General features: G+C 68.0%; 25 protein-coding genes. 9 read left to right on the top strand and 16 right to left on the bottom strand.

Annotated elements, in window-relative coordinates:
• Positions 1-140: 140 nt before the first annotated feature.
• Positions 141-1,799 (top strand): DUF5597 domain-containing protein, encoded by a 1,659-nt coding sequence (locus RS883_RS05840; protein WP_315763670.1) that lies wholly within the window; start codon positions 141-143, stop codon positions 1,797-1,799.
• Positions 1,800-1,817: 18 nt separating this feature from the next.
• On the opposite strand, the gene RS883_RS05835 is transcribed toward RS883_RS05840, so the two are convergent.
• The 4 genes from RS883_RS05835 to RS883_RS05820 all read right to left on the bottom strand — a co-directional run bounded on the left by RS883_RS05835 (position 1,818) and on the right by RS883_RS05820 (position 5,284).
• The gene (locus RS883_RS05835; RefSeq protein WP_315763668.1) at positions 1,818-2,582 is read right to left on the bottom strand and encodes an exonuclease domain-containing protein; all 765 of its coding nucleotides are present in this window, start codon (positions 2,580-2,582) and stop codon (positions 1,818-1,820) included.
• A 178-nt stretch (positions 2,583-2,760) separates the two neighbouring features.
• Entirely contained in the window at positions 2,761-4,143 is a 1,383-nt protein-coding gene (pgmG, locus tag RS883_RS05830) for a phosphoglucomutase/phosphomannomutase PgmG (RefSeq protein WP_315763665.1), read from the bottom strand.
• 86 nt (positions 4,144-4,229) lie between these two features.
• On the bottom strand, positions 4,230-4,484 hold the full coding sequence (locus tag RS883_RS05825) for a J domain-containing protein (protein WP_315763663.1): 255 nt from the start codon (positions 4,482-4,484) through the stop codon (positions 4,230-4,232).
• Positions 4,484-5,284, bottom strand: coding sequence for a division plane positioning ATPase MipZ (locus RS883_RS05820; protein ID WP_315763661.1), 801 nt, complete (start codon positions 5,282-5,284; stop codon positions 4,484-4,486). Before RS883_RS05820 ends, RS883_RS05825 begins: the two co-directional genes overlap by 1 nt.
• 82 nt (positions 5,285-5,366) lie before the next feature.
• Here RS883_RS05820 and panC point away from each other — a divergent pair, with 82 nt between their 5' ends.
• Positions 5,367-6,215 carry a pantoate--beta-alanine ligase gene (panC, locus tag RS883_RS05815; RefSeq protein ID WP_315763660.1) on the top strand — a complete coding sequence of 283 codons (849 nt, stop codon included), beginning with the start codon at positions 5,367-5,369 and terminating at the stop codon, positions 6,213-6,215.
• A 75-nt stretch (positions 6,216-6,290) separates the two neighbouring features.
• Positions 6,291-6,581, top strand: coding sequence for a hypothetical protein (locus RS883_RS05810; protein ID WP_315763658.1), 291 nt, complete (start codon positions 6,291-6,293; stop codon positions 6,579-6,581).
• Positions 6,582-6,725: 144 nt separating this feature from the next.
• On the opposite strand, the gene RS883_RS05805 is transcribed toward RS883_RS05810, so the two are convergent.
• The 4 genes from RS883_RS05805 to RS883_RS05790 all read right to left on the bottom strand — a co-directional run bounded on the left by RS883_RS05805 (position 6,726) and on the right by RS883_RS05790 (position 11,681).
• On the bottom strand, positions 6,726-8,519 hold the full coding sequence (locus RS883_RS05805) for a diguanylate cyclase (RefSeq protein ID WP_315763656.1): 1,794 nt from the start codon (positions 8,517-8,519) through the stop codon (positions 6,726-6,728).
• Positions 8,520-8,555: 36 nt separating this feature from the next.
• The gene (gene dapF / locus RS883_RS05800; protein ID WP_315763654.1) at positions 8,556-9,503 is read right to left on the bottom strand and encodes a diaminopimelate epimerase; all 948 of its coding nucleotides are present in this window, start codon (positions 9,501-9,503) and stop codon (positions 8,556-8,558) included.
• A 67-nt stretch (positions 9,504-9,570) separates the two neighbouring features.
• Positions 9,571-10,284, bottom strand: coding sequence for an alpha/beta hydrolase (locus tag RS883_RS05795; protein WP_315763652.1), 714 nt, complete (start codon positions 10,282-10,284; stop codon positions 9,571-9,573).
• A complete protein-coding gene (locus RS883_RS05790) occupies positions 10,281-11,681 on the bottom strand; it encodes a glutamate ligase domain-containing protein (protein ID WP_315763650.1) in 1,401 nt (466 codons plus the stop codon). Before RS883_RS05790 ends, RS883_RS05795 begins: the two co-directional genes overlap by 4 nt.
• A 627-nt stretch (positions 11,682-12,308) precedes the next feature.
• Between RS883_RS05790 and RS883_RS05785 the strand changes: the two genes are divergently transcribed.
• From RS883_RS05785 to infC, 6 genes are all read left to right on the top strand, one after another.
• On the top strand, positions 12,309-13,130 hold the full coding sequence (locus RS883_RS05785) for an LD-carboxypeptidase (protein ID WP_315763648.1): 822 nt from the start codon (positions 12,309-12,311) through the stop codon (positions 13,128-13,130).
• Positions 13,131-13,193: 63 nt separating this feature from the next.
• The gene (locus RS883_RS05780; protein WP_315763645.1) at positions 13,194-13,769 is read left to right on the top strand and encodes a hypothetical protein; all 576 of its coding nucleotides are present in this window, start codon (positions 13,194-13,196) and stop codon (positions 13,767-13,769) included.
• Positions 13,770-13,779: 10 nt separating this feature from the next.
• Positions 13,780-14,274: a hypothetical protein gene (locus RS883_RS05775; protein WP_315763643.1), complete on the top strand. Its 495-nt coding sequence runs from the start codon at positions 13,780-13,782 to the stop codon at positions 14,272-14,274.
• A 64-nt stretch (positions 14,275-14,338) separates the two neighbouring features.
• Positions 14,339-16,339, top strand: a complete 2,001-nt coding sequence (gene thrS, locus RS883_RS05770) for a threonine--tRNA ligase (protein WP_315763641.1) — start codon at positions 14,339-14,341, stop codon at positions 16,337-16,339.
• A gap of 10 nt (positions 16,340-16,349) precedes the next feature.
• Positions 16,350-16,919 (top strand): Uma2 family endonuclease, encoded by a 570-nt coding sequence (locus RS883_RS05765; RefSeq protein ID WP_315763639.1) that lies wholly within the window; start codon positions 16,350-16,352, stop codon positions 16,917-16,919.
• 96 nt (positions 16,920-17,015) lie between these two features.
• A complete protein-coding gene (gene infC, locus RS883_RS05760) occupies positions 17,016-17,546 on the top strand; it encodes a translation initiation factor IF-3 (protein ID WP_315763636.1) in 531 nt (176 codons plus the stop codon).
• A 114-nt stretch (positions 17,547-17,660) separates the two neighbouring features.
• Here infC and RS883_RS05755 read toward each other — a convergent pair whose 3' ends face one another.
• The 8 genes from RS883_RS05755 to RS883_RS05720 form a co-directional block, all read right to left on the bottom strand.
• Positions 17,661-19,763 (bottom strand): TonB-dependent siderophore receptor, encoded by a 2,103-nt coding sequence (locus RS883_RS05755; protein WP_315763634.1) that lies wholly within the window; start codon positions 19,761-19,763, stop codon positions 17,661-17,663.
• Positions 19,764-19,865: 102 nt separating this feature from the next.
• Positions 19,866-20,117 carry a hypothetical protein gene (locus RS883_RS05750; protein WP_315763631.1) on the bottom strand — a complete coding sequence of 84 codons (252 nt, stop codon included), beginning with the start codon at positions 20,115-20,117 and terminating at the stop codon, positions 19,866-19,868.
• Complete coding sequence (locus tag RS883_RS05745; protein ID WP_315763629.1) at positions 20,114-20,473, bottom strand: VOC family protein; 360 nt, start codon at positions 20,471-20,473, stop codon at positions 20,114-20,116. The genes RS883_RS05750 and RS883_RS05745 overlap by 4 nt, the downstream gene beginning before the upstream one ends.
• Positions 20,474-20,486: 13 nt before the next feature.
• Positions 20,487-23,231 (bottom strand): [protein-PII] uridylyltransferase, encoded by a 2,745-nt coding sequence (locus RS883_RS05740; RefSeq protein ID WP_315764996.1) that lies wholly within the window; start codon positions 23,229-23,231, stop codon positions 20,487-20,489.
• Positions 23,232-23,429: 198 nt separating this feature from the next.
• Positions 23,430-23,996, bottom strand: a complete 567-nt coding sequence (gene grpE / locus RS883_RS05735; protein WP_315763625.1) for a nucleotide exchange factor GrpE — start codon at positions 23,994-23,996, stop codon at positions 23,430-23,432.
• A gap of 29 nt (positions 23,997-24,025) precedes the next feature.
• Positions 24,026-25,066, bottom strand: coding sequence for a heat-inducible transcriptional repressor HrcA (gene hrcA / locus RS883_RS05730; protein ID WP_315763622.1), 1,041 nt, complete (start codon positions 25,064-25,066; stop codon positions 24,026-24,028).
• A 31-nt stretch (positions 25,067-25,097) separates the two neighbouring features.
• Positions 25,098-25,574, bottom strand: a complete 477-nt coding sequence (locus tag RS883_RS05725) for a DUF6438 domain-containing protein (RefSeq protein WP_315763619.1) — start codon at positions 25,572-25,574, stop codon at positions 25,098-25,100.
• A 3-nt stretch (positions 25,575-25,577) separates the two neighbouring features.
• A complete protein-coding gene (locus RS883_RS05720) occupies positions 25,578-26,084 on the bottom strand; it encodes a DUF6438 domain-containing protein (protein ID WP_315763616.1) in 507 nt (168 codons plus the stop codon).
• Between the last annotated feature and the right edge of the window lie 6 nt (positions 26,085-26,090).

Raw genomic sequence — 26,090 nt, 5'->3', positions numbered from 1 at the left:
GTGCTCCGCACGCGCAGGGCGATGGGACAAAATGTCTCAGCGGTCGCCGCGCCCGCCTCCAGATTGGTCTGGCCAAACGGGTCAGGTCCGTGCTTACTGCCCGCGCGCCGCCATGCGCGATCAATGGATGAGGAGAGCCGATGCGTACGTTGCTGACCGCCCTGCTGGCGTTTGTTGCCAGCGTTGGCAGCGTCCATGCGCAAACGCTGGAGAAGCGCGGCGCGGCGACCCAGTTGATCGTCGACGGCAAGCCGTTCCTGATGCTGGGCGGCGAGCTCCATAATTCCAGCAGCAGCGACCTTGCCTATATGGCGCCGATCTGGCCGCAGCTAAAGGCCATGAACCTCAACACCGTGCTCGCGCCTGTCGCGTGGGAAACGATCGAGGCGGAGGAAGGCAGGTTCGACTTCAGCAACGTCGACGGCCTGCTCAAGGGTGCGCGCGACCATGACATGCGCCTCGTCATCCTGTGGTTCGGGGCGTGGAAGAACACCTATTCCAGCTATGTTCCCGCCTGGGTGAAACGCGACCAGGCACGGTTCCCGCGGGTCGAGACCGCGGACGGTCGCGGGACCGAGCGGCTGTCGCCCTTCTCCGCCACGGTTCGCGACGCGGATGCGCGCGCGTTCGCCGCGCTGATGCGCCACCTGAAGCGGGTCGATGGCGCGCGGCGGACGGTGCTGATGGTGCAGGTCGAGAACGAGGTCGGCGTCATTCCCGTATCGCGCGACCATTCGGCAGTGGCGGAGGCGGCGTTCGCGGCGCCCGTGCCTACTACGCTGCTCCAGCGACTACAAAGCGACCGCGTGGGCCTGCATCCGGAGCTTCGCACCGCCTGGGAGCGGGCCGGCGCGCGCACGAGCGGCAACTGGCGCGAGGTATTCGGCGACGCCGCCATGACCGACTCGCTGTTCATGGCGTGGCATTATGCGACGTTCATCGAACGGGTGACCGCCGCCGGAAAGGCCGAATACGCGCTGCCGATGTTCACCAACGCCGCGCTGATCCGGCCGAACTACGAACCCGGCCAGTATAATTCGGGCGGCCCCCTGCCCCACGCGATCGACGTGTACAAGGCGGGGGCGCCCTCGCTCGATTTCCTCGCGCCCGACATCTATTTCGAGGATTACGTCAACTGGGCGTCGCAATATGCCCGTCCCGACAATCCCCTGTTCGTGCCCGAGGCGCGCGGCGGGGCGGTCGGCGCGGCGAACGCGCTCTACAGTTTCGGCGCGCTGCGGGCGATCGGCTTCTCGCCGTTCGGCATCGACGGTGAGGGTGTCGTGCTTCAGGGCGACGCCAGCATCGGACTCAGCGCCGCGGGCGCAGGCGATCCGACGATGACGGCGCTGTACGGCCTGCTCGCACCGCTGGCGCCGCGCATCCTCGATGCGCAGGCAAAGGGCGCGATCACGACGGTGATCGCCGAAGGCGGTGCGCAGCGGGCGGCACGCGGGCGGATCGGCGACTATGTCGCCAATGTCTCGCGGGCGGGCGGCCCCGATGGCAAGACCGATCCGCTGAGCCGCGTCGCCGCGATGTTCATCCAGACTGCGCCCGACGAGTTCCTGGTGGTCGGCGCCGGCGACATGCAATTGTCGTTCGCGACCGACCGGCCGGGCGCGCCGATCGCGGGAATCGAAAGCATCGACGAGCAGTTCGCGGGCGAAGACGGCACGCTGCGCACCGGCCGCCGCCTCAACGGCGACGAAACCGGCCAGGGTCAGGGACTACGCCTGTTCTCCACCGACAATGCCGACCGCAAGCTCTATCGCCTGCGCCTCTACCGCTATCGGTAGGGCGCAGCGCGCGGCCGGCTAGAGCAGCAGCCAGTCGGCGGCGTCGCGCCCCACCGCGCCGCCGCCGCGCCGCCGCGTCAGCTCCGTCTGCGCGGTGAAGCGGACGTCCTCGTCGCGGTCGGTCAGGAACTTGGCGAGCGACTCATTGTCGATCTCGCGCCATTCCTTGCCGCGATCGGGACCGTAGCGGACGCGCGGCAGCAGCCCGGGCTCGTTCGACCATTGGACGAGCTGCGCGACGCTCGCCTCGTTGAGCATGTCGCGCAGGTGATGGGCAGTGACGTAGCTGTCGGGGAACGCCCGGTGGGCGGGCAGCCCGCGCTCATGCTCCAGCCCCTCGGGCTTGCGCCAATAGCGAAGCGTCTGGTTTGAGAAGCTGGGGCTGTCCGGCCAAAGCCTCAGCGCGCACTTCCACGTGCAGATCCAGTCGGCCCCCCGGGTCAGCGCGGCGGTGCAGAATTGCTGCTCGAAGCTCGCCCGGTGCGCCGCCAACGCGACCCGGCGCGGCCATGGGTCCAGGATCGGGCGGGCGAGATCGTGGAACCAGGGCGCATCGGCGACCTGTTCCTCCAGAATGTGGTGGATCGCCTGTGTGACCGGCGGGATCGGGCGGCCGGGATTGACGAAGCGGGCGCCGCCCTCGCCGTACAATTCCCAGCGGCCGTCGTCGCCGAGCGCCACGTCCTGCCAGCCGATCTCCAGGACGGCATGTGCGGGCGGGGCGTTGCCGGTGGTCTCCAGATCGATGACGCGAACGATGCTCGGCTGCGGCTTGGGAGGCATGACGCCTATGTGGCGACTAATCCTGACAATTGCGAGCGTGGCGCCGCAGGCAGGAAGAAGGAAGGCGGTTCACGCAAAGGCGCAAAGGCGCGAAGAGAACCATGGCCTCTTTGCGCCTTCGCGCCATTGTGCGAACCAAACTTCTTCATGCTCCCGCCTACGCGGGAGCACGACTGTGTTAGTGAGCCGCCTGCGGCCCGCGCTCCAAACCGCTCGCGGCGAGCTGCGCATCGATCATGCCCATCAGCCGGTCGAGACCCGCCTGGTCCTTGGCCTCGGCACGCGCGACCAGCACGTCCTGCGTGTTCGAGGCGCGGAGCAGCCACCAGCCGTCGGGCGTGTTGACGCGCGCACCGTCGGTGTCGTTGACCTCGGCGCCTTCCTGGCGGAGCCGATCGAGCACCTCGGTCACGACCGCGAACTTGCGGCTCTCGTCGACCTGGAAGCGCATCTCGGGCGTGTTGACCATTGCCGGCATCTCGCTGCGCAGCTCGGTGATCGACTTGCCGATGACATGCGCCGACCGGATGAGCTGGATCGCCGCATAGAGCGCGTCGTCGAAGCCATAGTAATTGTGCGCGAAGAAGATGTGCCCCGACATCTCGCCGGCGAGCGGGGAGCCGGTCTCCTTCATCTTGGTCTTGATGAGGCTGTGGCCGGTCTTCCACATCAACGGCTGGCCGCCGAGCTCGGCGATCCGGTCGTACAGCGCCTGGCTCGCCTTCACGTCGGCGATGATCGTCGCGCCGGGCACTTCGCGCAGCACCGGCTCGGCCAGGATCGAGAGGAGCTGGTCGCCCCAGATCACGCGACCCTGGCCGTCGATCGCGCCGATCCGATCGCCGTCGCCGTCGAAGGCGAGACCGAAGTCCAGCTGCTTCTCGGCCACCAGCGCCTTGAGGTCGACGAGGTTCTTCTCCTCGGTCGGATCGGGATGGTGGTTGGGGAAGGCACCGTCGACATCGGTGTAGAGCGTGTGGTGCTCGCCCGGGATCAGCTTGACCAGCCGCTCGACGATCGGACCGGCGGCGCCGTTGCCCGCGTCCCAGCCGATCTTGTAGGTACCGCCCGAATAGCCGGCCATCAACCGGCCGACATAGTCGTCGACGATGTCGTGGTCGCTGACCGCGCCCTCGCCCTCTTCCCAGTCGCCATCGGCCGCCAGCTTGCCGATGTCCTGAATGTCGGCACCGAAGAAGGGCTTGTGCTGAAGCACCATCTTGAAGCCGTTGTAATCGGCCGGATTGTGGCTGCCGGTGATCTGGATGCCGCCGTCGACCTCCAGCGTCGCCTCTGCATAATAGAGCATCGGCGTGGGACCGAGGCCGATGCGCACGACGTCGATGCCGGCCGCGGTCAGCCCGCGCACGAGCGACGCTTCCATCTCGATCGAGCTCACGCGACCGTCACGGCCGACGACCACGCGGGTACCGCCTGCTCGGCGCACGCGCGTGCCGAAGCCGCGTCCGATCGCCTCTGCGTCCGCGGGGTGCAGCGTCTTTCCGACGATCCCCCGGATGTCATATTCACGAAGCGAAGTCGGATCGAACTGATGCGTCATGGGTCCCCCAATGGATCAAGGCGTAGCGGCCAGAATTCCCCTGCACTGCGAAAGTTGCATTCTCTCGCACTTGCAACAGAAATCGTTCAGCGGGTCCGCAGCAACACGTCGCGGGCGGCATTGATGCGGCGCGTCAGCTCCGCCGATCCGCCCTTGTCGGGATGGACCGCGGTGACGAGCCGGCGATGCGCCGCGCGGATCGCCTCGGCATCGTCGCTCGCGCCCACGCCCAGCACTGCCCGCGCTTCCGCCTCGGAAAGCGAAACCCGCGGCCGTCGTGGCCGGGCGACCAGCCACCAGATCACGCCCATCAGCGCGAGCGCGAAAAGAATCTTTCCCATCAGGCCGGAACAGCGAGCGCAGCGGCGGTGTCGGGGAGCGCCAGCCCCGCCATCATCTCGCGAAGCTCCTGGCGCGCGGCGACATGACTGAGGCCCATCGCGCCGAACTCGCGCGAATCGAGCATCGTCAGTCCCTGCGGGAACAGCTCGCGATAGACGACGCGCTCGGACAGGCCGGGCACCACGCGAAAACCGACGCGGCGGGACAATTGCTGGATCGCGTCGGACACGCGGCGCATGTTGCGCGCCTCGATATGCTGGAGGCGGTTGCGAAGCACGACCCAGTCGATCGTCGCGCCGTCGGCACGCGCGCGCTTCTTGCGCGATTCCCAGATCAGCTCTGAATAGAAGCTCGGCCGCGTCACCTTGAAGTCGTCGGGATCGACCTGACCGATCAGGTCGAAATCGACGAAGCTGTCGTTCATGGGGGTGACGAGGGTGTCGGCGTTAGTCACGGCGAGCCGCGCGAAAGGATCGTCGCGGCCGGGGGTGTCGATGACGAGGAAGTCGCTGCCCTCGCTCAACTCGCCGAGCAGGTCGTTGAAGCGATCGTGACTCTCGCCGTCGTGAGTCGCGTGGCGCGGGATCGGCAGCGCGCTGCCCGTCCGCTTCATCGTCGCGGCACGATTGTCGAGATAGCGGCCCAGCGTCCGCTGACGATGGTCGAGGTCGAGCGCGGCGACGCGCGCGCCCTTGGTCGCGAGCGCGATGGCGACGTGGACGGCCGTCGTCGACTTGCCGGTGCCGCCCTTTTCGTTCGCAAAGACAATGACGTGCAAGCCGTCGGCATGGCTGGCCAAGACGCAAACTTCCCTTGTTGATCGGCCGCGTCCCCCCTCATAGAACGCGCGCCCCAAGGGTCATTATCGCAAGGGGCGGGCCGTGCAAACCATCCGTGACAAGGCCGCGCTGGCCACGCTGATCGACTCGTGGAAAGCCACGGGAGAGCGCATCGCACTGGTGCCAACCATGGGTGCGCTCCACGCCGGCCACATGGCGCTGGTCGCCGAAGCGCGCCGCCGCGCGGCCCGAGTCGCGGTGTCGATCTTCGTCAATCCGATGCAGTTTGGCGCCGGCGAGGACCTCGACCGCTATCCCCGCCGCGAACAAGCCGACAGCCGCATGCTGGCGGATGCCGGCGCCGACCTGCTCTGGCTGCCGCCGGTCGAGGCGATGTACCCGGCGGGCTTTGCGTCGACGGTATCGGTGACGGGCGTCAGCGACGGCCTGGACGGCGCCGCGCGGCCGGGCCATTTCGACGGCGTCGCCACCGTCGTGACCAAGCTCTTCAACCAGGTCCGCGCCGACGTCGCGCTGTTCGGTGAGAAGGACTTCCAGCAGCTGGCGGTGATCCGCCGCATGGTCGCCGACCTGGACATGGCCGTCGAGATCGTCGGCGTGCCGACCCAGCGCGACGATGACGGCCTCGCCCTCTCCTCGCGCAACCTCTACCTCGCGCCGGATGATCGCGCGAAGGCGGTCGCCCTGCCCCGCGCGCTGGGCGTGGCGGCGCGGGCGATCGAGAAGGGCGGCGATCCGGCGGCGGCGGTAACCCATGCGCGCGAGGCGCTGTCGGCAGCGGGATTTGCCGTCGACTATGTCGCGCTGGTCGATGCCGAAACGCTCGCGGAGCCGGTCGATCCCGCGCGACCGATGCGGCTGCTGGCCGCGGCCCGGATCGGCAGCACGCGGCTGATCGACAATGTCGCGGTCACCGCTCAACAGGGTTAACAGCGTTAACCATTTGTTGATCGTCAGCCTTCATCCTGAACCTGCTCGAAAACGGGCAAAAGGGGTGAATGCGACATGGGCAACAGTCTCAAGAGCGCGCAATTCCTGATCGAGAGCAGGATGCGCGAGGCCGCGTGCGGCGATGCCGACGCGCTCTATGACCTCGGCATGGTCTATGCGAGCGGTGCACAGGGCGCGATCGTCGACCTGATCGAGGCGCACAAATGGTTCAACCTGGCCGCGATGTCGGGCAGCACCGCGGCGCAGGCGTGCCGCGCCGAAGTGGCCGAGGACATGACCGCGGCCGAGATCGCCGCGGCCCAGAAGGCGGCGCGCGCCTGGTTGCAGGTCGCCCGCGCGAACTGAGGAGTCGCCGTTCGCGAGCCCGGTTTTACGTCAACTTGCCACCACCGGCCCGTTCGTCCTGAGCTCGTCGAAGGACGTGCCACGAGCGCATCGGCTCCCCACGTGCTTCGACAAGCTCAGCACGAACGGGGGTTCTGCCGGTCGCTAAGCCGCCAGCACCAGCCGGTCGCGCCCCGCGCGCTTGGCCGCGTAGAGCGCGGCATCCGCGGTGCGCATGACGTCGGCCCGGCTTTCATCCCCGCCGATCGTCGCGATCCCGGCGCTCACCGTCGACCAGATGCGGCTGCCGTCGTCCAGCACCGTCGCCTCACCCGCAAAGTCGCCGCGCAGCCGCTCGCAGATCGCCTGCGCCTCCGCCTGGGTAGCGCCGGGCAGCACCAGCCCGAACTCCTCGCCGCCCAGCCGCGCAACCAGGTCCTTCGCGCGAGTCGCCCGCGACGCGACCGCGGCGAAGCGCGCGAGCACGCGGTCGCCGGCGTCATGGCCGAACGCGTCGTTGACGCGCTTGAAATGATCGATGTCGAAGATGGCGATGCACGCATTGGCGCGCTCGTCGCGGCCCACACGATCGAGGACGAGATCGAGCGCGTCATTGAACAACCGCCGGTTGGCGAGCCCGGTCAGCGGATCGGTCCGCGCGGCGCGCTGAAGCTCAGCCTCGACCGACTTGCGCTTCGAAATGTCGCGAATCGCGCAGACGAGCTCGATCGCGTCGCCCGCGACCTCCGGCTCGATCGCGCGGACGCGCATCTCGATCCAGCGCTGGTGGCCGTCGGCATCGGGCCGCGTCTCAACCTCGACGATTTGCGAAGTGCCGGGCGTGCGTAGCGCCTCCAGATGCGCGCGCGCCGCCGCGGGGCGATGCTCGGCCGCGATCAGCGTGCTGGCGGGCGTGCCCCTCAGCGCCGCGACGCGGTAATCGCCGAGTCCCTCGATTGAGGGCGAGACGAAGCGGATATACCCCTCCGCATCCAGCGTCAGCACGACGTCCGACGCATTCTCCGTCACCAGCCGATAGCGCGCCTCGCTCGCCGACAGTCGCCGCAATACGTCCTTGCGCCGGCGAAGATCGGCGGCAGCGGGAAGCACGGTGATGACGACGGTCGCGAGGTAGAATTGGATCAGGTGCATGCGAAGCGCCGGCTCCGGCGGCAGCAATGCGACCGGACCGGTTCCCTGCATCGAGAACAGGATGGCGATCGTCGACAGGATCAAGGTCGACATCGCCGCGCCGACTCGGCCCAGCCGGAACGTCGCCAGCGTGACGGGCAGGATCGGCAGAAACGACAGCGGCATGATCGATTGCGCAAAGGTCGCAAGCGCGATCGCGGTCACGAACGCGGCATGGACCCCCGCCTCGATCCGCTCGCCGCGCCCTGCGCTTCGCCACCATTCGCCAAGGTCGCCGCTCAGCAGCAGCAGCACGATCGGTGCGACCGCGATGGTGCCGAGCGCATGGCCGGTCGCCCAGTTGGACCAATTGTGCGCAAAGCCCGTCTGCGACACCTGATCGGCGACGACGGCGGCCGGTACCCCGACCAGCATCGCCGCCAGCAGGCCGCCCAGGATCAGCACCGCGACTTGGCCGATGCTGCGCAGCGCGCCGTCGTCGACCGGGGCGAGTCGCTTGAGCAGGTAGGCGAGGATCCCCGCCTCGATGAAGTTGAGCGGTCCGAGCGGGAGGGCGGCGATCGGACCCAGTCCGATGAACGCCGTCAGCACGCCGCTGACCGGGATGGCGATCATCGCGGCCCGCCACCAATGGCGCATCGGCAGGCGCGCCAGCACCGGCGCGAGCACGCCCGTCGCCAGCCACATGCAGGCGACCCCGCCGCCGAACCGCGTTAGCAGCGAAAACGCGATCGCGACGGCATAGGCGATGCCGAAGATCAACAACGGCCACGTGCCGGTTAGGGTACGAACATCGTTACGCGCCATGCCGCTGGCCTAGCAGCGCGAGGTTAACGGACCTTTTTAGATCGCGGCGAGAAGCGCGCTCCAGGCGGCGATCTCTGCTTCGTTCCGTACCGTCGTCGCGGTCGTAACGATCCGCCCGGCCGTGACGTCCACCTCGGCGACGCCGCGATGCGTGAAGGTCGCGTTGCCCGCGATCGAAACCGCCTCACCCTCACTCGTCCGTTCGGGCCGGGCGCGCACGAGCCCGCCGGCGTTGCGGACGATCACCTCGGCGTTCCACGCAGTCCGCCCGGTCCGCGCCGCCGCGATCGTCGAGGCGGCCATCGCGCTCCCGCAACTGTCGGTCAGGCCGACACCGCGCTCATAGGTGCGGACGAACAGCCCGCCCTCGCCCGCGGTCACGAAGCTCACATTCGCGCGACCGGGGATCAGTGCCGGCGCCGCCTCGCACCAGTCGCCGAGCGCGACGAGCTCGCCCTCGTCCACCCCATCGACGAAGGCGACAAGGTGCGGGTTCGGCATGGCGAGCGCGGTAAAGCGGCGCTCGCTCGGCAGGCCGGGGATGACGGCGTCGACGAACGGCGTCTCGCCCGTCGTCAGCCCCACCGAACTTGGTGCATCTCCGATCGAGGTCACGCGCGTCTCGATGCTGACGACGCCGGGTGCGATGTCGGCCACGCGCCGCGCCGCCGCCTCGCTTTGCGGCAGCGTCACCGTCGCGGCGTCGAGCCCGGCCGCCTCGAACCCCGCACGCGCGACGCAGCGAAGGCCGTTGAGGCAGGTCTCCGCCTCGCTGCCGTCGGGATTGAACATGCGCTGCCCGAACGGCGCGCCGCCGCGTCCCGGCACGAGAAGCAGAAGTCCGTCGCCTCCGACCGGCCCCGCCCGGTCGGCCAGCGCGCGCGCGACCGCTGCCCACTCGGCATCGGCCAGCGTCAGCGCCCGCGCGTCGATCAGCGGGAAGTCGTTGCCCGAACCATGGCAATGGATGAAATCGAATTGCATGGCGCCGAATTAGGCGCGCGGGGCGTCGGTTGGAAGCATCGGAAAAGCCGGGCGCGGCATAGCGCGGCTATGCGGCGCTCACCTCCTCGACTGCGCGAACCATCATCGCGATGTCGGGGTCGCGGGACAGGCGGTGGTCGCCGTCCTTGACCAGCCAGCACTGGACGTCCTCGCCCTCGATCAGTTGGGCCAGCCGCACCGCGCGCTCCCACGGCACGTCGGCGTCGCGCATGCCCTGGACGATTCGCACCGGCAGCTTGAGCGGGATCGTCCCGTGCATCAGCCGCCGCGCCTCGCCCGAGCTCCAGAAAGCGCGGGTGGTGACGGTCGGCTGGTCCGAATAGGGCGAGGGCTTCTCCAGCCGCCCGTCGTTGAGCAGCGCCATCTTGTCCGCCTGGCTGAAGCCCCAATCGGTGAAGTCGGGGGCGGGCGCGATGCCGACCAGCGCGGTCACCCGGTCGGGCCGCTCGCGCGCGGCGAGCAGCGCCAGCCACCCGCCCATCGACGATCCGACCAGCACGACCGGGCCCTTCGCCGCCTGATCGATGACGAGCAGCGCGTCCTCCAGCCAATCGGCGAGCGTGAAGTCCTCAAACGACCCCTCGCTCTCGCCGCAGCCGCGATAGTCGAAGCGGACGAAGCTGCGGCCGTGCGCCTTGGCCCATGCCTCCAGCGCCAGCGCCTTGGTCCCGCTCATGTCGCTGGCATAGCCGGGCAGGAAGACGATGGTCGGCCCCGCTCCTTCGGTCACGCGAAAGGCGATGCGGGCGGGTTCGGTCATCGGTCACTCCTTTTCGCCAGCGCGGCGAGCATGTCGGCGGCAAGCTGGCTCAGCGTATCGTCGCGCGCGCCCATGACGACGATGCGGTCGCCGGGCCTGGCACCTGCGACGAGATGCGCGGCGGCGGCGGCGCGGTCGGGAATGTGGCGCGCGGGGGCGCCCAGTGCCGCGAGGTCGGCGGCGATGTCGGCGCTCGTCACCTCGCGGCTGGTCGTGCCACCATGATAGACCGGGTCGGGCAGCACGAGCTCGTCGCCGGGGCGGAGCCGCTGCGCCAGGCTCTCGACCAGCTCGCGCCGCATCACCTTGAGCGGGCCATAGCCGTGCGGCTGGAACAGGAGCTTGAGCGGGCCGGGAAAGGCAAGGAGCGTGTCGAGCGTCGCGGCGATCTTGTCGGGGTTGTGCCCGAAATCGTCGATGACGGCGATGCCGCCCGCCTCCCCCACCAGTTCGAACCGGCGCTTGAGGCCGACAAAGCCTTCGACCGCCTTCGCTGCGTCGGCGAGCGGCACGCCCGCGGCGTGCGCCGCGCCGATCGCGGCGAGGGCGTTGGCGACATTGTGGCGACCGGGCACCGACAGGTGGACGGGGATGCGCTCGTCCGCCGCCGCCAATGTGAAAGCGATCGCGAACGGCTCGGGCTCGAGGTCGCGCGCGACGAGGTCCGCCTCGCCCTCGACCGCGAAGGTCGTGCGCCGGTCGCTGCCGATCGTCGCGGCGAGCGCGGCCGCCTCGGCATCGCCGGCATTGACGATCACCCGCGACGCCTTGCCCGCAAAGTCGCCGAACAGCGTCCGCAGTTCCTCCAGCGACTTGTGGTCGAGGCTGACATTGTTGAGCACCGCGATGTCGGGTGCATAGAGCGCGATCGACCCGTCGCTCTCGTCGACCTCGCTGACGAAGGCGTCGCCCTGCCCCACGAGCGCGCTGGCGAACGGGCGGTCGGGCGCGGCGAAGTTCTTCATCACCGCGCCGTTCATCACCGTGGGATCGCGGCCGACGGCGTGGAGGATCCAGCCGATCATGCCGGTGACGGTCGACTTGCCGCTGGTCCCGGCGACGCCGATGCGGACGCGGCTGTCGTTGAACAGGCTGGCGAGGAGTTGCGCGCGGGAGAGGCGCGGCGCGCCGACGCGGGTGGCGGCCTGGATGTCGGGCACGCTATCCTCGACCGCGGCGGAGGCGACGACGGTCTGCTCGGCGGAGGTGATGCCGCTGCCGTCCTGAGGGAACAGCTCGATGCCGAGGTCGCGCAGCGCCTGGAACTTGGGCGCGAGCCGGCCCTGGTCCAGCGTCCGGTCCGACCCCGCGATCCTGGCCCCGCGCCCGGCCAGGATCATCGCCAGCGGCGTCATCCCCGACCCGCCCACGCCGACAAAGAAGTAACGCTGGTTCATGTCGGCGCGTATCGGGGGTTCGGGGGGCTGGGGCAAGGGTGGCTGATCCGATCGTTCTGCGCACGGCACCCCCACGGCGTTCGCTTCGAGCGAAGTTGAGAGGGCTGGGCGGAGCGCCACCCAACCGCTTCTCGACTTCGCTCGAAGCGAACGCTGGTGGGTACCTCCCCTCCCCGTTCGTGCTGAGCCTGTCGAAGGACGTGCCAAGGGCGGCGCGCTTGGATCACGTGCTTCGACAGGCTCAGCACGAACGGTGGAGGAGGCTGTCTTTCCGAACAGCGTTCGCTTCGAGCGCAGTCGAGAAGCCGAAGCGGATCGCCACCCAACCGCCTCTCGACTTCGCTCGAAGCGAACGCTGGTGGGTAACTCCCCTCCCCGTTCGTCCTGAGCCTGTCGAAGGACGTGCCAAGGGCGGCGCGCCTGGATCACGTGCTTCGACAGGCTCAGCACGAACGGGGATATGATGTTGCCCCCACCGTGCTGGCTGAGCTTGTCGAGGCCCTGCCCATCTCGACTGTGGAAAGAAGGGCAGCCCTTCGACAAGCTCAGGGCGAACGGGGGGTGGGTGCTCGCACCCGGCATCGCACCCGCTTCACGCCGCGGCCGGACCGCCCTACACCGCCGCCCATGAAGATCGCCGTCGTTGCCCCCGCCCGCTCGATCCGCCCCGAATCGGCCACGCGCGGCGCTGCGTTCGCCGCGCTGAGCTTTCCCGGCGCCGACCTGGTCTTCGATCCGCAATGCTTTGCCGATGCGGGACATTTCGCAGGCCCTGATGCGCTGCGCGCCGAGACCTTCCTGCGCTACGCCAACGACCCCGCCTATGACGCGATCTGGTTCGCGCGCGGCGGCTATGGCTCGAACCGCATCCTCGCCGAGGTGATGCCGAAGCTCAACGACGCGGCGCGGGCGAAGACCTATCTCGGCTTTTCGGACATGGGGTTCCTGCTCGGCGCGCTCTATGCGCGGCGGATCGGGCGGCCGTGCCACGGGCCGATGTCGACCGAGGCGACTGCGCGCAATCAGGGCGCGCCGGCGTGGCGGGCGCTTGCCTGGCTGACCGCGAAGGACCGCCGCGCGCTCGAACCCGCGCTCGACGGCCGCCCCGCCGCCGCCTTCAACCTGGCGATCCTGACGGCGATGCTCGGCACGCCCTGGGTACCCGACCTCACCGACCATGTGCTGCTGCTCGAGGAGGTGGGCGAAAGCTATTACCGGCTCGACCGGATGATGTTCCAGATCGCCAATGCCAGCCAGCTTCGCGGGCTTGCCGGCATCCGCATGGGGTCGGTGACCGACGTGCCGGAGGGCGACGGGCCGGACGCCTTCGGAGAGACGATCGACCAGATCATGACGCGCTGGTGCGGCGAGATGCGTGTCCCCTATTTGGGCCGAGCGCGGATCGGCCATGATGCGGACAATCATGTGGTGCCGTTCGGAATCGCCTAACCTTTGGCGAATCCTTTACCAGCATTGGCGTAGCGCCGTCCGGACTTCGAACGGGGGCGATCGATGAAGGTGATGATTCTGGGTGTCAGCGCGGCGGCGCTGGTCGGCGGCTGGTTCCTGCTCAGCCCCTATACACCGCCCAATATCTATCCGGTGGCGCCCGAGGCGGCCTATGCCAAATTGATGGAGCCCGTGAAGACGGGCGACGGCGACGGCCCCTATGATCGGCTGGAGGTCTATCCGTCCGGCAACGGCAAGAGCGAGGTCCGCTGGGATACCGGCATGAAGGGAAGCGGCCGCGGCTGCACGATCCTGATCGCGCCGGTCGAGGGTGGCCGCACCCAGCTCGACATGACCTGCCCCAATATCGGCGAAGGCGCCGCGGCGGGGCTGACGACGGTCATGCGCCGGAACAAGATGATCGAGTTGGCCGACGCGACGATGACGGGCCGCGCCTATGACGCGGAACGCGCCCGCGGCGCCACCGCGGCCAAGTGGCCCAAGGACGATGTCGAGCACGGCACGATCTTCGACGCGCAGTCGGAGGCATTTCAGATGCAGGCCGAAGAGATGCGCTCGCTTCGCGAGATGGAAAAGGCGGAGGCCGAGCGGCCCAAGCCCAAGCCGCCCGGCTGGTGACGCCCGCGCGATGCGCGACATCCTCCTGATGGGCGGCGGCGCGGTGCTCGCCGCATTCGCCTTCGGCCTGGTACCGGAAAGCGGCGTCGTGCCCGTGCGCCAGCCCGTCGCGCTCCTCCGCGTCGAGGCGCTCGACTTCGACGCGGGAATTCTCAGCGGCGCCAGGCCAACCCGCACCACCAACGAGCAGCCCGGCCACGCGGTCGTCCGCTGGGACTTTACGCCCGAGATGACGCCGGGCTCCAGCGCCGACTGCGCCGCGACGCTCGACGCGCGCGGCAACGACCGGACCAAGGTGGCGGTGGACTGCCGCTTTGCCGGCGGTGACGGTCGCCCGAGCCTGGACGCGCGCTGGGCCGACCTGCTGCGGCTTCAGATGCAGGAGAATGTCGACGCGGCGATCGCGATGCGCGACTTCGACCATGGCCGCGCTGGCGCCGACATCACGAACTTCGTGGCGAGGAACGGCGGCGGCATCGTCCGCGAGACCGGCATCGCCAAGTAAGCGACTTGCGCGAGACTAGGCCGCCAAGCCATATGCGCGGCTCTTTCAACAAATTGGTGAAATCATGTCCGCCATGTTCCGCATCACGCTGCCCGACGGTTCCGTCCGTGAGGTTGCGCCGGGGACCACCCCCGCGGACATCGCCGCGGCGATCGGCCCGGGCCTCGCCAAGGCGGCGATGGCAGCGCGCGTCGATGGCGAGGTGCGCGACATCATGCGCCCATTTGAGGGCGACGCGCAGCTGGCGCTCATCACCGCCAAGGACGAGGCCGACGCGCTCGAACTCGTCCGCCACGATTACGCGCACATCCTGGCCGAGGCGGTGCAGAAGCTGTTCCCCGGCACGCAGATCACCTTCGGTCCCGCGACGGACGATGGCTTCTACTACGACTTCGCCCCCAAGGACCGGCCGTTCACCGAGGACGACCTGCCCGCGATCGAGGCCGAGATGCGCCGCATCATCGCCGCAGACGAGCCGCTGATCCGCGAGGTCTGGGCGCGCGAAGATTTGATCGCGCGCTGGTCCAGGGAAGGCGAGACGTTCAAGGCCGAGTGGGCCGCCGAACTGCCCGACGGCGAGGAGCTGACCGTCTATCGTGCCGGTCGCGGCGAGGATGCCTGGCTCGACATGTGCCGCGGTCCGCACCTCGCCTCGACGGGCAAGGTCGCACCCGACGCGTTCAAGCTCACGCGCGTCTCCGGCGCCTATTGGCGCGGCGACCAGAAGAACGCGATGCTCAGCCGCATCTACGGAACCGGCTGGCTGAACAAGAAGCAGCTCGACGCGCACCTCCACCGGCTGGAGGAAGCGGCCAAGCGCGACCACCGCAAGCTGGCGCAGGAAATGGACCTGTTCCACCTCCAGGCCGAAGCGCACGGGTCGGTGTTCTGGCACCCCAACGGCTATGTCATCTGGCGCGCGCTGGAGGCCTATATGCGCCGCGCGATCGATGGTGCCGGCTATCAGGAAGTGAAGACGCCGCAGGTCATGGACGCCCGCCAGTGGGAGGCGTCGGGCCATTGGGGCAAGTATCGCGAGAACATGTTCGTCATCCCCGACGAGGTACCCAACACCGAGGACGAGGGACCGATCGTCAGCGACGACGCCGACTGGATGGCGCTCAAGCCGATGAACTGCCCCGCGCACGTCCTGATCTTCCGCCAGGGGATCAAGTCGTATCGCGACCTGCCGCTGCGCCTCTACGAGAATGGGTGCTGCCACCGCAACGAGCCGCATGGCGCGCTCCACGGGCTGATGCGCGTGCGCCAGTTCACGCAGGACGACGCGCACATCTTCTGCCGCGAGGACCAGATCGTGGGCGAGGTCCGGGCCTTTTGCGAGCTGGCCGACCGCATCTATCGCGACTTCGGCTTTACCTATTCGATCAAGCTGGCGCTTCGTCCCGAGAAGCGCTTCGGGACCGAGGAAATGTGGGACAAGGCCGAGGCGGAGCTGCGCGCCGCGGTGGTCGAGGCGGGGCTGGCGACGCCCGAATATGGCTGGGAAGAGCTGCCCGGCGAAGGCGCCTTCTATGCGCCCAAGCTCGAATGGCACCTGACCGACGCGATCGGGCGGACGTGGCAGGTCGGGACGATCCAGTCCGACCGCGTGCTGCCCGACCGGCTCGATGCGTCGTACGTCGGCGAGGATGGCGAGCGCCACCGGCCGGTGATGCTCCACCGCGCGATCTTCGGCAGCTATGAGCGGTTCATCGGCATCCTGATCGAGCATTTCGCCGGTCGCCTGCCCGTGTGGCTCGCGCCGACCCAGGCGGTGGTGGCGACGATCGTTTCCGACGCCGACGATTATGCGCGATCGGTCGAGGACCAGCTCAAGGCCGCGGGCATCCGTGTCGCCGCCGATCTTCGCAACGAGAAGATCAACTACAAGGTGCGCGAGCACTCGCTGGCCAAGGTCCCGCACCTGCTCGTCGTCGGCAAGCGCGAGGCGGAGGAAGGCACCGTGGCGATCCGCACGCTCGGCCGCGAGGGCCAGCGAATGATGCCGCTGGCCGACGCGATTGTGATGCTGCGGCAGGAGGCGACCCCGCCCGATCTGTGCTAGGCTGGAGGCCATGACCGTCTTTCAGAACATCCGCAAAGGGCTGATCCCCGCCCGCCTGACGGTGGACGAGGTTTATGCGCTGACCGACTCGGGTGTGCTGGGCGAAGGGGATCGGTTCGAGCTGATCGACGGAGAGGTGATGCCGATGGCGGCGGCAAAGGCGGACTGGCACTCGATCATGGAGGGCCGCCTGGTCCGCGCGCTGGCGCCATTGGTGCCGTCCGAGGCCCGCTTCTACCCCGCACCTTCGATTACGTTCGCGCCCGAAACATTGCTCGAACCCGATCTGGTCGTCGCGCCGAAGACGATCCGTCCGCGTGACCTGCGCGGCCCCGACCTCTTGCTCGTCATCGAGGTCGCGGACAGCTCGCTGCCCTATGATCTGCGGGTCAAGGCACCGCTTTACGCCCGCTACGGCGTGCGGGACTACTGGGTCGTCGATGCGGTCCGCCAGACGATCCGCATCCATCGGGTGCCGGAAAGCGGCAGCTATGCCGATGTCGAGGAATATGAGGCGCATGACGAAGTCGCGCCGTTGTTGCTTCCCGGCATCACCTTGCGCCTCGACGCCTTGGACTAAAGCCGAAAGTCGGGCCGGGGCGCTTCCAAAATCGGGTGCGAACGACTATATCGCGCGATCGGAATAGTCCTAGGAGAAGAAGCTATACGTCCCCCGATGCGGCGCCCGATGGCGCCACCGCCCATGAACGGCCCTCGTTTCAACGAGTTCATCCAGAGCCCCCGCGTCCGCGTGATCGATCAGGACGGCGAGAATCTGGGCGTGATGTACACGCGCGAAGCGATGGATCAGGCAAAGGAAGTCGGCCTCGACCTCGTCGAAGTGTCGCCCAATGCCGACCCGCCGGTGGCCAAGTTCCTCGACGTGGGCAAGTACAAGTACGAGGCGCAGAAGAAGGCGAACCTCGCGCGCAAGTCGCAGAAGACGCAGGAGATCAAGGAGATCAAGATGCGTCCGAACATCGACGACCATGATTACGACGTGAAGATGCGCAACATCCACAAGTTCATCGGCGAAGGCGACAAGGTCAAGGTGACGCTGCGCTTCCGCGGTCGTGAGCTCAGCCATGGCCAGCTCGGCATGCAGCTCCTCCAGCGCGTCCAGGCCGATTGCGCCGAGGATGCCAAGGTCGAGAGCTATCCGCGCATGGAAGGCCGTCAGATGCTGATGGTGCTGTCCCCGCGCTGAGTTCGCGCTGAAGGCCAAGAAAAAGGGCGGTCCGTTCGGGCCGCCCTCTTTCGTTGTCCGGTTTCGGCAACACCAATCGTCACCCCGACCTTGAGCCGGGGTGACGGTTTTCGATCAGAACTTGAACCCCAACGTCGCGCTGGCGGTCCGCGGCGCGCCGTAGAAGCCCTGCTCCCAGAAGAGGCTGCTGATGTACTTCACGTTGGTGAGGTTGCGCACATTGGCGGTCAGCGACAGTGCCGGCGTGATCGACCAGCGCGCCATCAGGTCGACCAGCGCATAGTCTCCCTGCGCGGTGCGGATCGCCGCCGATGTGTCGGTAGCCGGCCGCTGCTCGCGCGAGATCTCGCTCTGGTACTGGACGGCGCCGCCCACCGTCACCGCCGGCAGCGACGGCGGGGTGTAGGTGACGTTCAGCCGCGCGGTGTGCCGCGGGACATAGGTCCGCACCGCGAAGTCGGTTGCCGGATCGCGAAGCCGCAGCGTCGTGTAGCCGCCATTGACGTTGAGGCCGGCGAGCGGCTGGCCGCCAACGTCGAGCTCGATCCCCTCGGACCGCGCGTTGATGAGGCGATAGAGCTGCTGCCCAATCGTCGTGTCGAAGATCGACGCCTCCGCCAGGTCGTTCTGCGTCGCGCGGAATACCGCGGCCGAGGCATAGAAGCGGTTGCCGAACCAGCTTCCCTTGATGCCGGCCTCCAGATTGTCGCCCTTGACCGGCGGCAGGATCGAGAAGTTCTCGCCGATCTCGAACTGCGGATTGAAGATCTCGGCATAGCTTGCGTACAGGCTGACCGTCGGTGTGACGTCGAAGGTCGCGCCGACGAACGGCAGCGCGCGGCTCTCGTCATAGACGCGATCGACGCCGTACGAGTAACCGCCGCTCTCGACCCAGGTATAGTTGCCGCCGAGCATGATCTTGAGCTGATCGAACGGGTTCAACCGAACGAGACCGTACACCGACGTGCGCTTGGTGTTGTAGTCGGCACTGAGCGTGAACGGCGGGAAGGTCGGCTCGGCAATGCTGCCGTCAAACGCGCTGGTCCCGGGGAGCGGCGCGCCCGCCGACGGATAGCTCGAATATTGCATCAGGTGGGCGGTGCCGTGGTTGACGCCGATCACGACCTCGTGCGCGCGGCCGCCGATGTTGACGGGGCCGGTGACATAGCCGTCGAGCGTCAGGTCGCGCGTCGGCCCACGGAACCAGCCGGGATAGGCGAACAGCCCGTCGCCGGTCGTCTCGTCGGGATTGCCATAGACGTAGAAGAGCTTGCTATCCTCGTCGATCGCCTTGCGCAGGAACGATGCCTTGGCGCTCCAGCCGCCGCCGAGGTCCTGGGTCAGGTCGCCGAAGATCTGCTGCGTCAGGATATTCCAGCGCGTCCATTCGGCCGAGGTGCTCGTCGAGCGCGGATAGTCGGTGGGATTGCCCTGCGCGGTGAACAGCGGCAGCGCGCCCCACAGGCCGCCATCGGTGCGATTGTCCTCCCGCTGATAGCCGATCGTCAGCGTCGTGGTGTCCGTCAGGTCCGCCTCGACGATGCCGTACAGGACCGATCGCTTGCCGGTGTAGCGATCGAGATAGCTGCCGACATCCTGATAGGCGCCGACGATCCGCGACCGCACGCTGCCGTCGGCGGCAAGCGGGACCGTCACGTCACCCTCGACCCGCTTGGTATCATAGGTGCCGCCGGTCAGCAGGACGCTTCCCGCGAAATCGGTGCCCGGACGCTTGCGGACATAGTTGATCGTGGCCGACGGATTGCCGGTCATCGACAGGAGGCCGTTGGCGCCGCGCAGTACCTCGACCCGATCATAGGTTGCGGTATCGAGGGCACCGTTCTGAAGCCCGAACGCGAAGGGCTGGCCGATGCCGTCATACTGGAAGTTGGTGATCTCGAACCCGCGCGCGGTGTAATAGGTGCGATCGGTCTCGGCCTGTTGGACGTTGACGCCCGTCGTCGTGCTGAGCAGCGTATTGACGTCGCGAAGCTGGAAATCGTCGATCTGCGCGCGCGTGACGACGCTCACCGATTGGGGCGTGTCCTTCTGGCTGAGGCCGAGCCGCGTCGCCGAGCGTGAGGAGCGCACGCCATAGTTGCCGTCTTCGCTCGCTTCGTCGCGCACGCCGGTGACGATGATCTCCTGGCCGGTCTGATGATCTTCCTCGATCGGCGCGGCCAGTGTCAGGGCGGCGAGCAACAACGGTGCAGGCATTGGGACGTGTCTCCTTCTGCCGCGCGCTTTAGCGCCGCGGTGTCAGGATGCAAGTCACTCGCAATAGCGAGTCGCAATTAATGCGAGTTAGTTGCAGTTAGGCTACTTGCCCCGATCGCGGTCTGCGTCGATCGGGTCTTCGCTGCCCGAACGCCGCATGCCTGGCCCCTCGCTCCCCGTCCGTCGCGGCCTCCGCTTGCGCAAATGCCGCCGCATCAGCACGCCGCGCAGCACCACCACCCCAACTACCGCGGTGACCATCAAGAGGAGCGTCGGCGTATCGAGCCCCTGCCCCGCCGGGGCGGTCGCCGCGATCAGCAGCGGCGCGCCAGCGAGCAGCCATTTGAGGGTCATGATGCCGGTGCCTCCCACAATTCGATCGGATTGCCCTCCGGGTCGTGGATTCGTGCGAAGCGGCCGGTTTCGGGCGTGTTCCACTCGGCTCGCGTCTCGACCGCGATCCCGGCGGCGTTGAGCTGCTCGCACAGCGAGTCGAGGTCGGTGACGCGCAGGTTGAGCATGAATGCCTTTTCGGCGGCGAAATAGTCGGTGGTCGCCTTGAACGGCTCGAACACCATCGGCCCGGGCTCCGGTTGCCAGAAGCACTCGCCAGGTCCCGGGCCGACACCCAGATGCTCGGCATACCATGATTTCAGCGCAGCGGGATCCTGTGCCCGCCAGAAGAAACCGCCAAGGCCCACGACCGGCATCGTCCGTCCTCCTTCACGCCGCCTCGGCCAGGGCACCCTCGCCCGCTGCCGCCTCGATCAGCCTGCGCTCAAGGCTGCGCATCCGCGAGGTCGAATCGATTTTATCGCCGATCAGGTCGGTGACGTAGAAGGTGTCGACCGCCCGCTCGCCATAGGTTGCGACATGCGCCGAATGGATCGTCACCTTCGACTGGAAGAGCGCATTCGCGAGGTGGAAGAGAAGCGCCGGCCGATCCCGCGCGTTGACCTCAATCACCGTGAACCGGTTCGACGCGTGGTTGTCGATCAGCACCGCGGGCTCGATGGTGAAGGCGTCGGCGCGGGGGCGCGTCAGCGGCTTGGCGCGCAGCCGTTCGGTGATGCGCGCCCGGTTGAGCAGCGCGTCGCCGATCGCCGCGGTCAGTCGCTTGATCTGCCCCGGATCGTCGAACGGCCGGCCGAGCGGGTCCTGGACGAGGAAATTGTCGAGCGCCATTCCCTCTCGCGTCGTGTGGATGCGCGCGTCGATGATGTTGCCGCCCGCCGCGTGGATCGCACCGGCGATGCGATAGAAGATGCCGGGATGGTCGGCGGCATAGATCGTCACCAGCGTCGCGCCGCGCTCCGGATGCGGCTGCGTGTCCACGCTCAGCTTTGCATTGGCCGCGCGCTCGATCAGCCGCGCATTGCGCTCCAGCACGTCGAGCGGCTCTGCCACCCAATAGCTTTCGGGGAGCGTGCGGACGAGCTTTTGGAACGCTGCGTCGTCCCAGCCAAGCGCCTGCGCCAACGCCGCCTGCTTGGCCGCCACGCGCTCGCCGCGCCCGCGCTGCTTGTGGCCGAGGCGCAGCACCTCCTCGGCGGCCTCATAGAGGTCGCCGATCAGCTGCCGCTTCCAGCCGTTCCAGGTGCCCGGCCCGACCGCGCGGATGTCGACCACGGTCAGCACCATCAGCATCATCAGGCGCTGCGGGCTCGCCACCGCGCCCGCAAAATCGAGCACGGTCTTGAAGTCGCTGAGATCGCGCTTGAACGCGGTCGCCGACATCAGGAGGTGCCAGCGCACCAGCCACGCCACCGTCTCGGTCTCGGCCGCGGTCAGGCCGAAGCGGGGGCAGAGCCGCTCGGCGACTTCGGCGCCCAGGATCGAATGGTCGCCGCCGCGCCCCTTGGCGATGTCGTGGAGCAGCACCGCGACATAGAGCGCACGGCGCGACACGATCTGCGGGAAGATCGCGGTCGAGATCGGATGCTCGTCCTTGAGCTTGCCCTGCTCGATCCGCGCGAGCAGGCCGACCGCGCGGATCGTGTGCTCATCGACGGTGTAGTGGTGGTACATGTCGAACTGCATCTGCGCGACGACGCGGCCGAAATCGGGCACGAAGCGGCCGAAAACGCCCGCCTCGTTCATCCAGCGCAGCACCGTTTCGGGATCACGCGGGGACGTCAGCAGGTCCATGAACAGCGCGTTGGCGCGCCGATCGGTGCGGTAATCGTCGATCAGTTTGGCATCGCGCGCGGCGATCCGCATCGCCTGTGGGTGGACCTCGACGCCGTGCAGGTCGGCGAGCGCGAACAGCTCGACCAGGCGCACCGGGTCCTCGCGAAAGAACTGGTCGTTGGGAAGCGCCAGGCGACCGCGGTCGAGCACGAAGCCCTTCATCTTGCGCGGACTCCGCCGGATAAACGGCAACCCGAACCGCCGCCCGCGCGAGGCGAAGCTCTCGTCCAGATGCGCCAGGAACACGCCGGTCAGGTCGCCGACGGTCTTGGCCTGAAGGAAGTAGAATTGCATGAACCGCTCGACCGCGAGCTTGCCGGGCCGGTCCGCATAGTTCATCCGCGCCGCGATCTCCCGCTGCATGTCGAAGGTCAGGCGATCCTCGGCCCGGCCGGCGATCAGGTGCAGGTGACAGCGCACCGCCCACAGGAAGTTCTCGGCGCGGTGGAAGCGGCGATACTCGGCGGCGCCGAGCACGCCCTTCTCGACCAGTTCGGCCGCGCGCTGGACGCCGTATGCGTCCTTGCCGATCCAGAACAGGGTGTGGAGGTCGCGAAGCCCGCCCTTCCCCTCCTTCACATTGGGTTCGACGACATAGCGGCTGTCGCCCATCTTGCGATGCCGTTGGTCGCGCTCCGCCAGCTTGAGCCCGATGAAGCCGCGCGTATCCGACTGCACCTCCAGCCGGAACCGCCGCGACGCATCGTCATAGAGCGCGGTGTCCCCCCAGACGTAGCGCCCTTCGAGCAATGCGGTGCGAATGGTCACGTCGGACTTGGCCATCTTGACCATCTCGTCCAGCGAGCGGGACGAATGCCCGACCTTCAGCCCCATGTCCCACAGGGCATAGAGCATCGATTCGATCACCTGCTCGCACCAGCCCGTCCGTTTCCAAGGGGTGAGAAAGCCCAGGTCGATGTCCGAATGCGGCGCCATCTCGCCACGGCCATATCCGCCGACGGCGATCAGCGTCATGCGCTCGGCGGCGGTCGGATTGTTGTTCGGATAGATGCGCTGGACGGTGAAGTCCCACAGCAGCCGGAGCAGCTGATCGGTCAGAAACGCATAGGACGCCGCGGTTTCGAGGCCACGCGTCGGATGCTCGGCAAAGCGCCGCTCGATCTCGGCGCGGCCATCATCCAGCGCCGCCTTGAGCACCACCGTGCCTGCCTGACGCAGCGCCGCGCCCTTACCCTCTACCGCCGTAAGCCGGTCGGCGACGACACGGCGATCGATGATCGCGCGGCGATTGGGAAGCGTGGCGATGCGGTTCGACATGCTGGGATAGATAAGGCGCATGGGATGAAAAGTCGCGTGCGCTTTGGGGAGGGTGCGACCACCGCTATCTGGCGCACCCTCTCCAACCCATCACCCCGGACTTGATCCGGGGTTCCGCTGCCTTCGCCCAGGCCTGAGAAGAAGCGGGATCCCGGATCAAGTCCGGGATGACGAAGCAAGTGACGAGCGGAGGATGGCTTACTCCCCCGCCTTCGCCACGCCCACCAGCGCCGGGCGCAGCAGCCGGTCGCGGATCATGTAGCCGGCCTGAATCTCCTGCACGATCGTGCCGGGCGCCTGGTCGGCGGTCGGCACCTCGAACATCGCCTGGTGGCGGTTGGGGTCCAGCGTCTCGCCGACCGCGGCGATGCGGGTGATGCCGTGGCGCGAGAAGATGCTGTCGAGCTCGCGGCCGGTCGCCTCCAGGCCGGTAACCAGCCCCTTGAACCGCTCCTCGCCGCGGACATCCTCGGGGATCGCGGACAGGCCACGCGACAGGTTGTCGGCGACCGACAGGATGTCGCGCGCGAACGCGGTCGCCGCATAGGTGCGCGCGTCGGCGGCTTCCTTCTCGGCGCGGCGGCGGACGTTCTGCACCTCGGCCTGGGCATAGAGCACCTGGCGCTTGGCCTCGGCCAGTTCCTCGGCAAGCTCGGCGTGGCGGTCATGCTCGGCGACCTCCGGTGCGGCGTCGGCGGTCGCCTCGCGCAGTGCCTCGGCGTCGGCCGTCGCGGTCGCCGATGCCGTTGTTTCTTCGTGTTCCATAAGCCCCTGTCGGTCAGTCGAATGTTGAATCAGCTGAGGAGGCGCGACAGTGTCGCGGCCGTCAGGTCCACCATGGGCACGACGCGCGCATAGTTCAACCGCGTCGGCCCGATCACGCCGACCACGCCGACAACGCGCCCGTCCAGCGATCGCACCGGCTTGGCGATCACCGACGAGCCCGACAGCGCGAACAGCTTGTTCTCCGACCCGATGAAGATGCGCGTCGCATCGCCCTCTCGCGCGGAATCGAGCAGGCGCGCAATCTCCTCCTTGTCCTCCAGTTCGTCGAGAAGCTGGCGCACGCGGTCGAGGTCCTCGGCGGCACCGGTGTCGAGCAAGCGCGCCTGGCCGCGGACGATCAGCACCGGCCGCGCACCGCCGTCCTGGCTCCAGACGGCGAGCCCGCGCTCGACCAGGTCGCGCGCCGCCGCATCGAGCGCCGCCCGCTCGCGCGCGATCTCCCGGCCCAGTAGCGAGCGCGCTTCGCTGAGCGTCCGCCCGGCGAGCGTCGCGGAAAGATAATTCGCCGCCTGCTCCAGCGCGAAGGCAGGCAGCCCCGGCGGCAGGTCGACGACCCGGTTCTCGACCGACCCGTCCTCCCCGACCAGCACCGCCAGCGCCTTGTCGTGGCTGAGCGGCACGAACCCGACCTGGCGCAGCCGCGGCTCGCGCTTGGGGACGAGGACGAGACCGGCACAGGCCGACAGGCCCGACAGCACCGCGGTCGTGTTGGCGATCGCCTCCTCGACCGGGCCGCCTTCCTTCGACTGGCGCTCGATCGCCGCGCGCTCCTCGGGCGAGGGCTCGTGGCCCTGCATCATGCCGTCGACGAACAGGCGCAGGCCACTTTCGGTCGGCATCCGCCCCGCGCTGGTGTGCGGCGCGGCGAGCAGGCCATATTCCTCCAGGTCCTGCATCACGTTGCGGATGCTGGCGGGCGAAAGGTTGAGGCCAGACATCTTCGAAAGTGTCCGCGACCCCACTGGCAGGCCGGTATCGAGGTAGCTTTCGACGACGATCCGGAACACCTCGCGCGCGCGGTCGGTCATCTCATGGATCGGCGGTGTCATCCCTTTGATCTAGGGCCGTGCGGCGCCGGGCTCAACGGGTTCCGATATACTCGCCGATCGGGAGCAGGTCGGGTGCGGATTGCACCGTCCGGCTCCAGCGCCTGGCTTCCCGCCCCGGACAGCTGAGATACAAGACCAGCGTCTGCCGCGCCCGCTGACCTCCCCCGGACCAGCTGATCGTCGCGGTCGGACCATCGGAGACAAGGAGGTTCGTATCTCCGGCGCAGGCCGGAGACAGGCCGGTCGCCGTCAGGTCACCCGACTTGGGTCTGACGGCTTCCAGATGCCGGCGGAAGCGATCGAACGTGGCCGTTGGCAGGGGAAAGTGCCGCTCGCCGCTGACCCAAGTGAAGCGCTTGCCGACAAACACGCCGTTGCCACGCTCATCGACGGTCACTCGGTAGATCGGGCAAGTCCCGTAGCAGCCGCTCATCTCCAGCGTGATCGTCTCAGCCTCGGCCGGGGCAGGCGAGAGCAATGCGGCCAAGGCTGCGAGATGAATGGCCACCGCTCAGCGCTTTCCGATGAAGGCGGCGATCGGAAGCAGGTCGGGTGCGGATTGCAGCACCGCCTTGACGCGCGCCGCCTCGTCGGAGCGGCAGCCGAGATAGAGGTGGAGCATCTGCGGGGCGGCGCCGGTGTTCGCGTTCCACTGCACGTTGATCGCCGGCAGGTCGGTGGCGACCATCCCGCAATCGGGGGTGTCCATCTCAATCCGGCGATCGCCGGCAGCCGGCTTTACCGCGCCGACATGCTCGATGAAGCGCGCGGCGGTGGCGGCGTCGACGGTGAAGCGGCGCTCGCCCTTGACCGCGGTGTGCTCGCGACCCTCGAACACGCCTTCGCCCTCCGGCGTCACCGTCACCGAATAAACGGGGCAGAAACCGCGGCACGGCTCGGTCGAATAGGTGACGGCGGTGCGCTCGATCGCGACGGGCGCACCGGCCTCGACACCGGGCTGCATCGCACAGGCGGCGACGAGTGTGAGCGGCGCGAGGGCGAGAAGGCGCAGGTTCATTCGGGT

Origin of the sequence: Sphingomonas sp. Y38-1Y (assembly GCF_032391395.1) — a bacterium.
Lineage (GTDB): Bacteria > Pseudomonadota > Alphaproteobacteria > Sphingomonadales > Sphingomonadaceae > Sphingomonas.
Note: the sequence above shows the minus strand (reverse complement) of the source record. Positions and strands in the feature narration are given on the sequence as shown.

What these genes read in the sequence shown, in the direction of transcription:
- RS883_RS05840 (WP_315763670.1), top strand. Translation starts at nt 141, where the DNA reads ATGCGTACGTTGCTGACCGCCCTGCTGGCGTTTGTTGCCAGCGTTGGC.
- RS883_RS05835 (WP_315763668.1), bottom strand. Translation starts at nt 2,582, where the DNA reads ATGCCTCCCAAGCCGCAGCCGAGCATCGTTCGCGTCATCGATCTGGAG.
- pgmG (WP_315763665.1), bottom strand. Translation starts at nt 4,143, where the DNA reads ATGACGCATCAGTTCGATCCGACTTCGCTTCGTGAATATGACATCCGG.
- RS883_RS05825 (WP_315763663.1), bottom strand. Translation starts at nt 4,484, where the DNA reads ATGGGAAAGATTCTTTTCGCGCTCGCGCTGATGGGCGTGATCTGGTGG.
- RS883_RS05810 (WP_315763658.1), top strand. Translation starts at nt 6,291, where the DNA reads ATGGGCAACAGTCTCAAGAGCGCGCAATTCCTGATCGAGAGCAGGATG.
- RS883_RS05805 (WP_315763656.1), bottom strand. Translation starts at nt 8,519, where the DNA reads ATGGCGCGTAACGATGTTCGTACCCTAACCGGCACGTGGCCGTTGTTG.
- dapF (WP_315763654.1), bottom strand. Translation starts at nt 9,503, where the DNA reads ATGCAATTCGATTTCATCCATTGCCATGGTTCGGGCAACGACTTCCCG.
- RS883_RS05795 (WP_315763652.1), bottom strand. Translation starts at nt 10,284, where the DNA reads ATGACCGAACCCGCCCGCATCGCCTTTCGCGTGACCGAAGGAGCGGGG.
- RS883_RS05790 (WP_315763650.1), bottom strand. Translation starts at nt 11,681, where the DNA reads ATGAACCAGCGTTACTTCTTTGTCGGCGTGGGCGGGTCGGGGATGACG.
- RS883_RS05785 (WP_315763648.1), top strand. Translation starts at nt 12,309, where the DNA reads ATGAAGATCGCCGTCGTTGCCCCCGCCCGCTCGATCCGCCCCGAATCG.
- RS883_RS05780 (WP_315763645.1), top strand. Translation starts at nt 13,194, where the DNA reads ATGAAGGTGATGATTCTGGGTGTCAGCGCGGCGGCGCTGGTCGGCGGC.
- RS883_RS05775 (WP_315763643.1), top strand. Translation starts at nt 13,780, where the DNA reads ATGCGCGACATCCTCCTGATGGGCGGCGGCGCGGTGCTCGCCGCATTC.
- thrS (WP_315763641.1), top strand. Translation starts at nt 14,339, where the DNA reads ATGTCCGCCATGTTCCGCATCACGCTGCCCGACGGTTCCGTCCGTGAG.
- RS883_RS05765 (WP_315763639.1), top strand. Translation starts at nt 16,350, where the DNA reads ATGACCGTCTTTCAGAACATCCGCAAAGGGCTGATCCCCGCCCGCCTG.
- infC (WP_315763636.1), top strand. Translation starts at nt 17,016, where the DNA reads ATGCGGCGCCCGATGGCGCCACCGCCCATGAACGGCCCTCGTTTCAAC.
- RS883_RS05755 (WP_315763634.1), bottom strand. Translation starts at nt 19,763, where the DNA reads ATGCCTGCACCGTTGTTGCTCGCCGCCCTGACACTGGCCGCGCCGATC.
- RS883_RS05750 (WP_315763631.1), bottom strand. Translation starts at nt 20,117, where the DNA reads ATGACCCTCAAATGGCTGCTCGCTGGCGCGCCGCTGCTGATCGCGGCG.
- RS883_RS05745 (WP_315763629.1), bottom strand. Translation starts at nt 20,473, where the DNA reads ATGCCGGTCGTGGGCCTTGGCGGTTTCTTCTGGCGGGCACAGGATCCC.
- RS883_RS05740 (WP_315764996.1), bottom strand. Translation starts at nt 23,231, where the DNA reads ATGTCGAACCGCATCGCCACGCTTCCCAATCGCCGCGCGATCATCGAT.
- grpE (WP_315763625.1), bottom strand. Translation starts at nt 23,996, where the DNA reads ATGGAACACGAAGAAACAACGGCATCGGCGACCGCGACGGCCGACGCC.
- hrcA (WP_315763622.1), bottom strand. Translation starts at nt 25,066, where the DNA reads ATGACACCGCCGATCCATGAGATGACCGACCGCGCGCGCGAGGTGTTC.
- RS883_RS05720 (WP_315763616.1), bottom strand. Translation starts at nt 26,084, where the DNA reads ATGAACCTGCGCCTTCTCGCCCTCGCGCCGCTCACACTCGTCGCCGCC.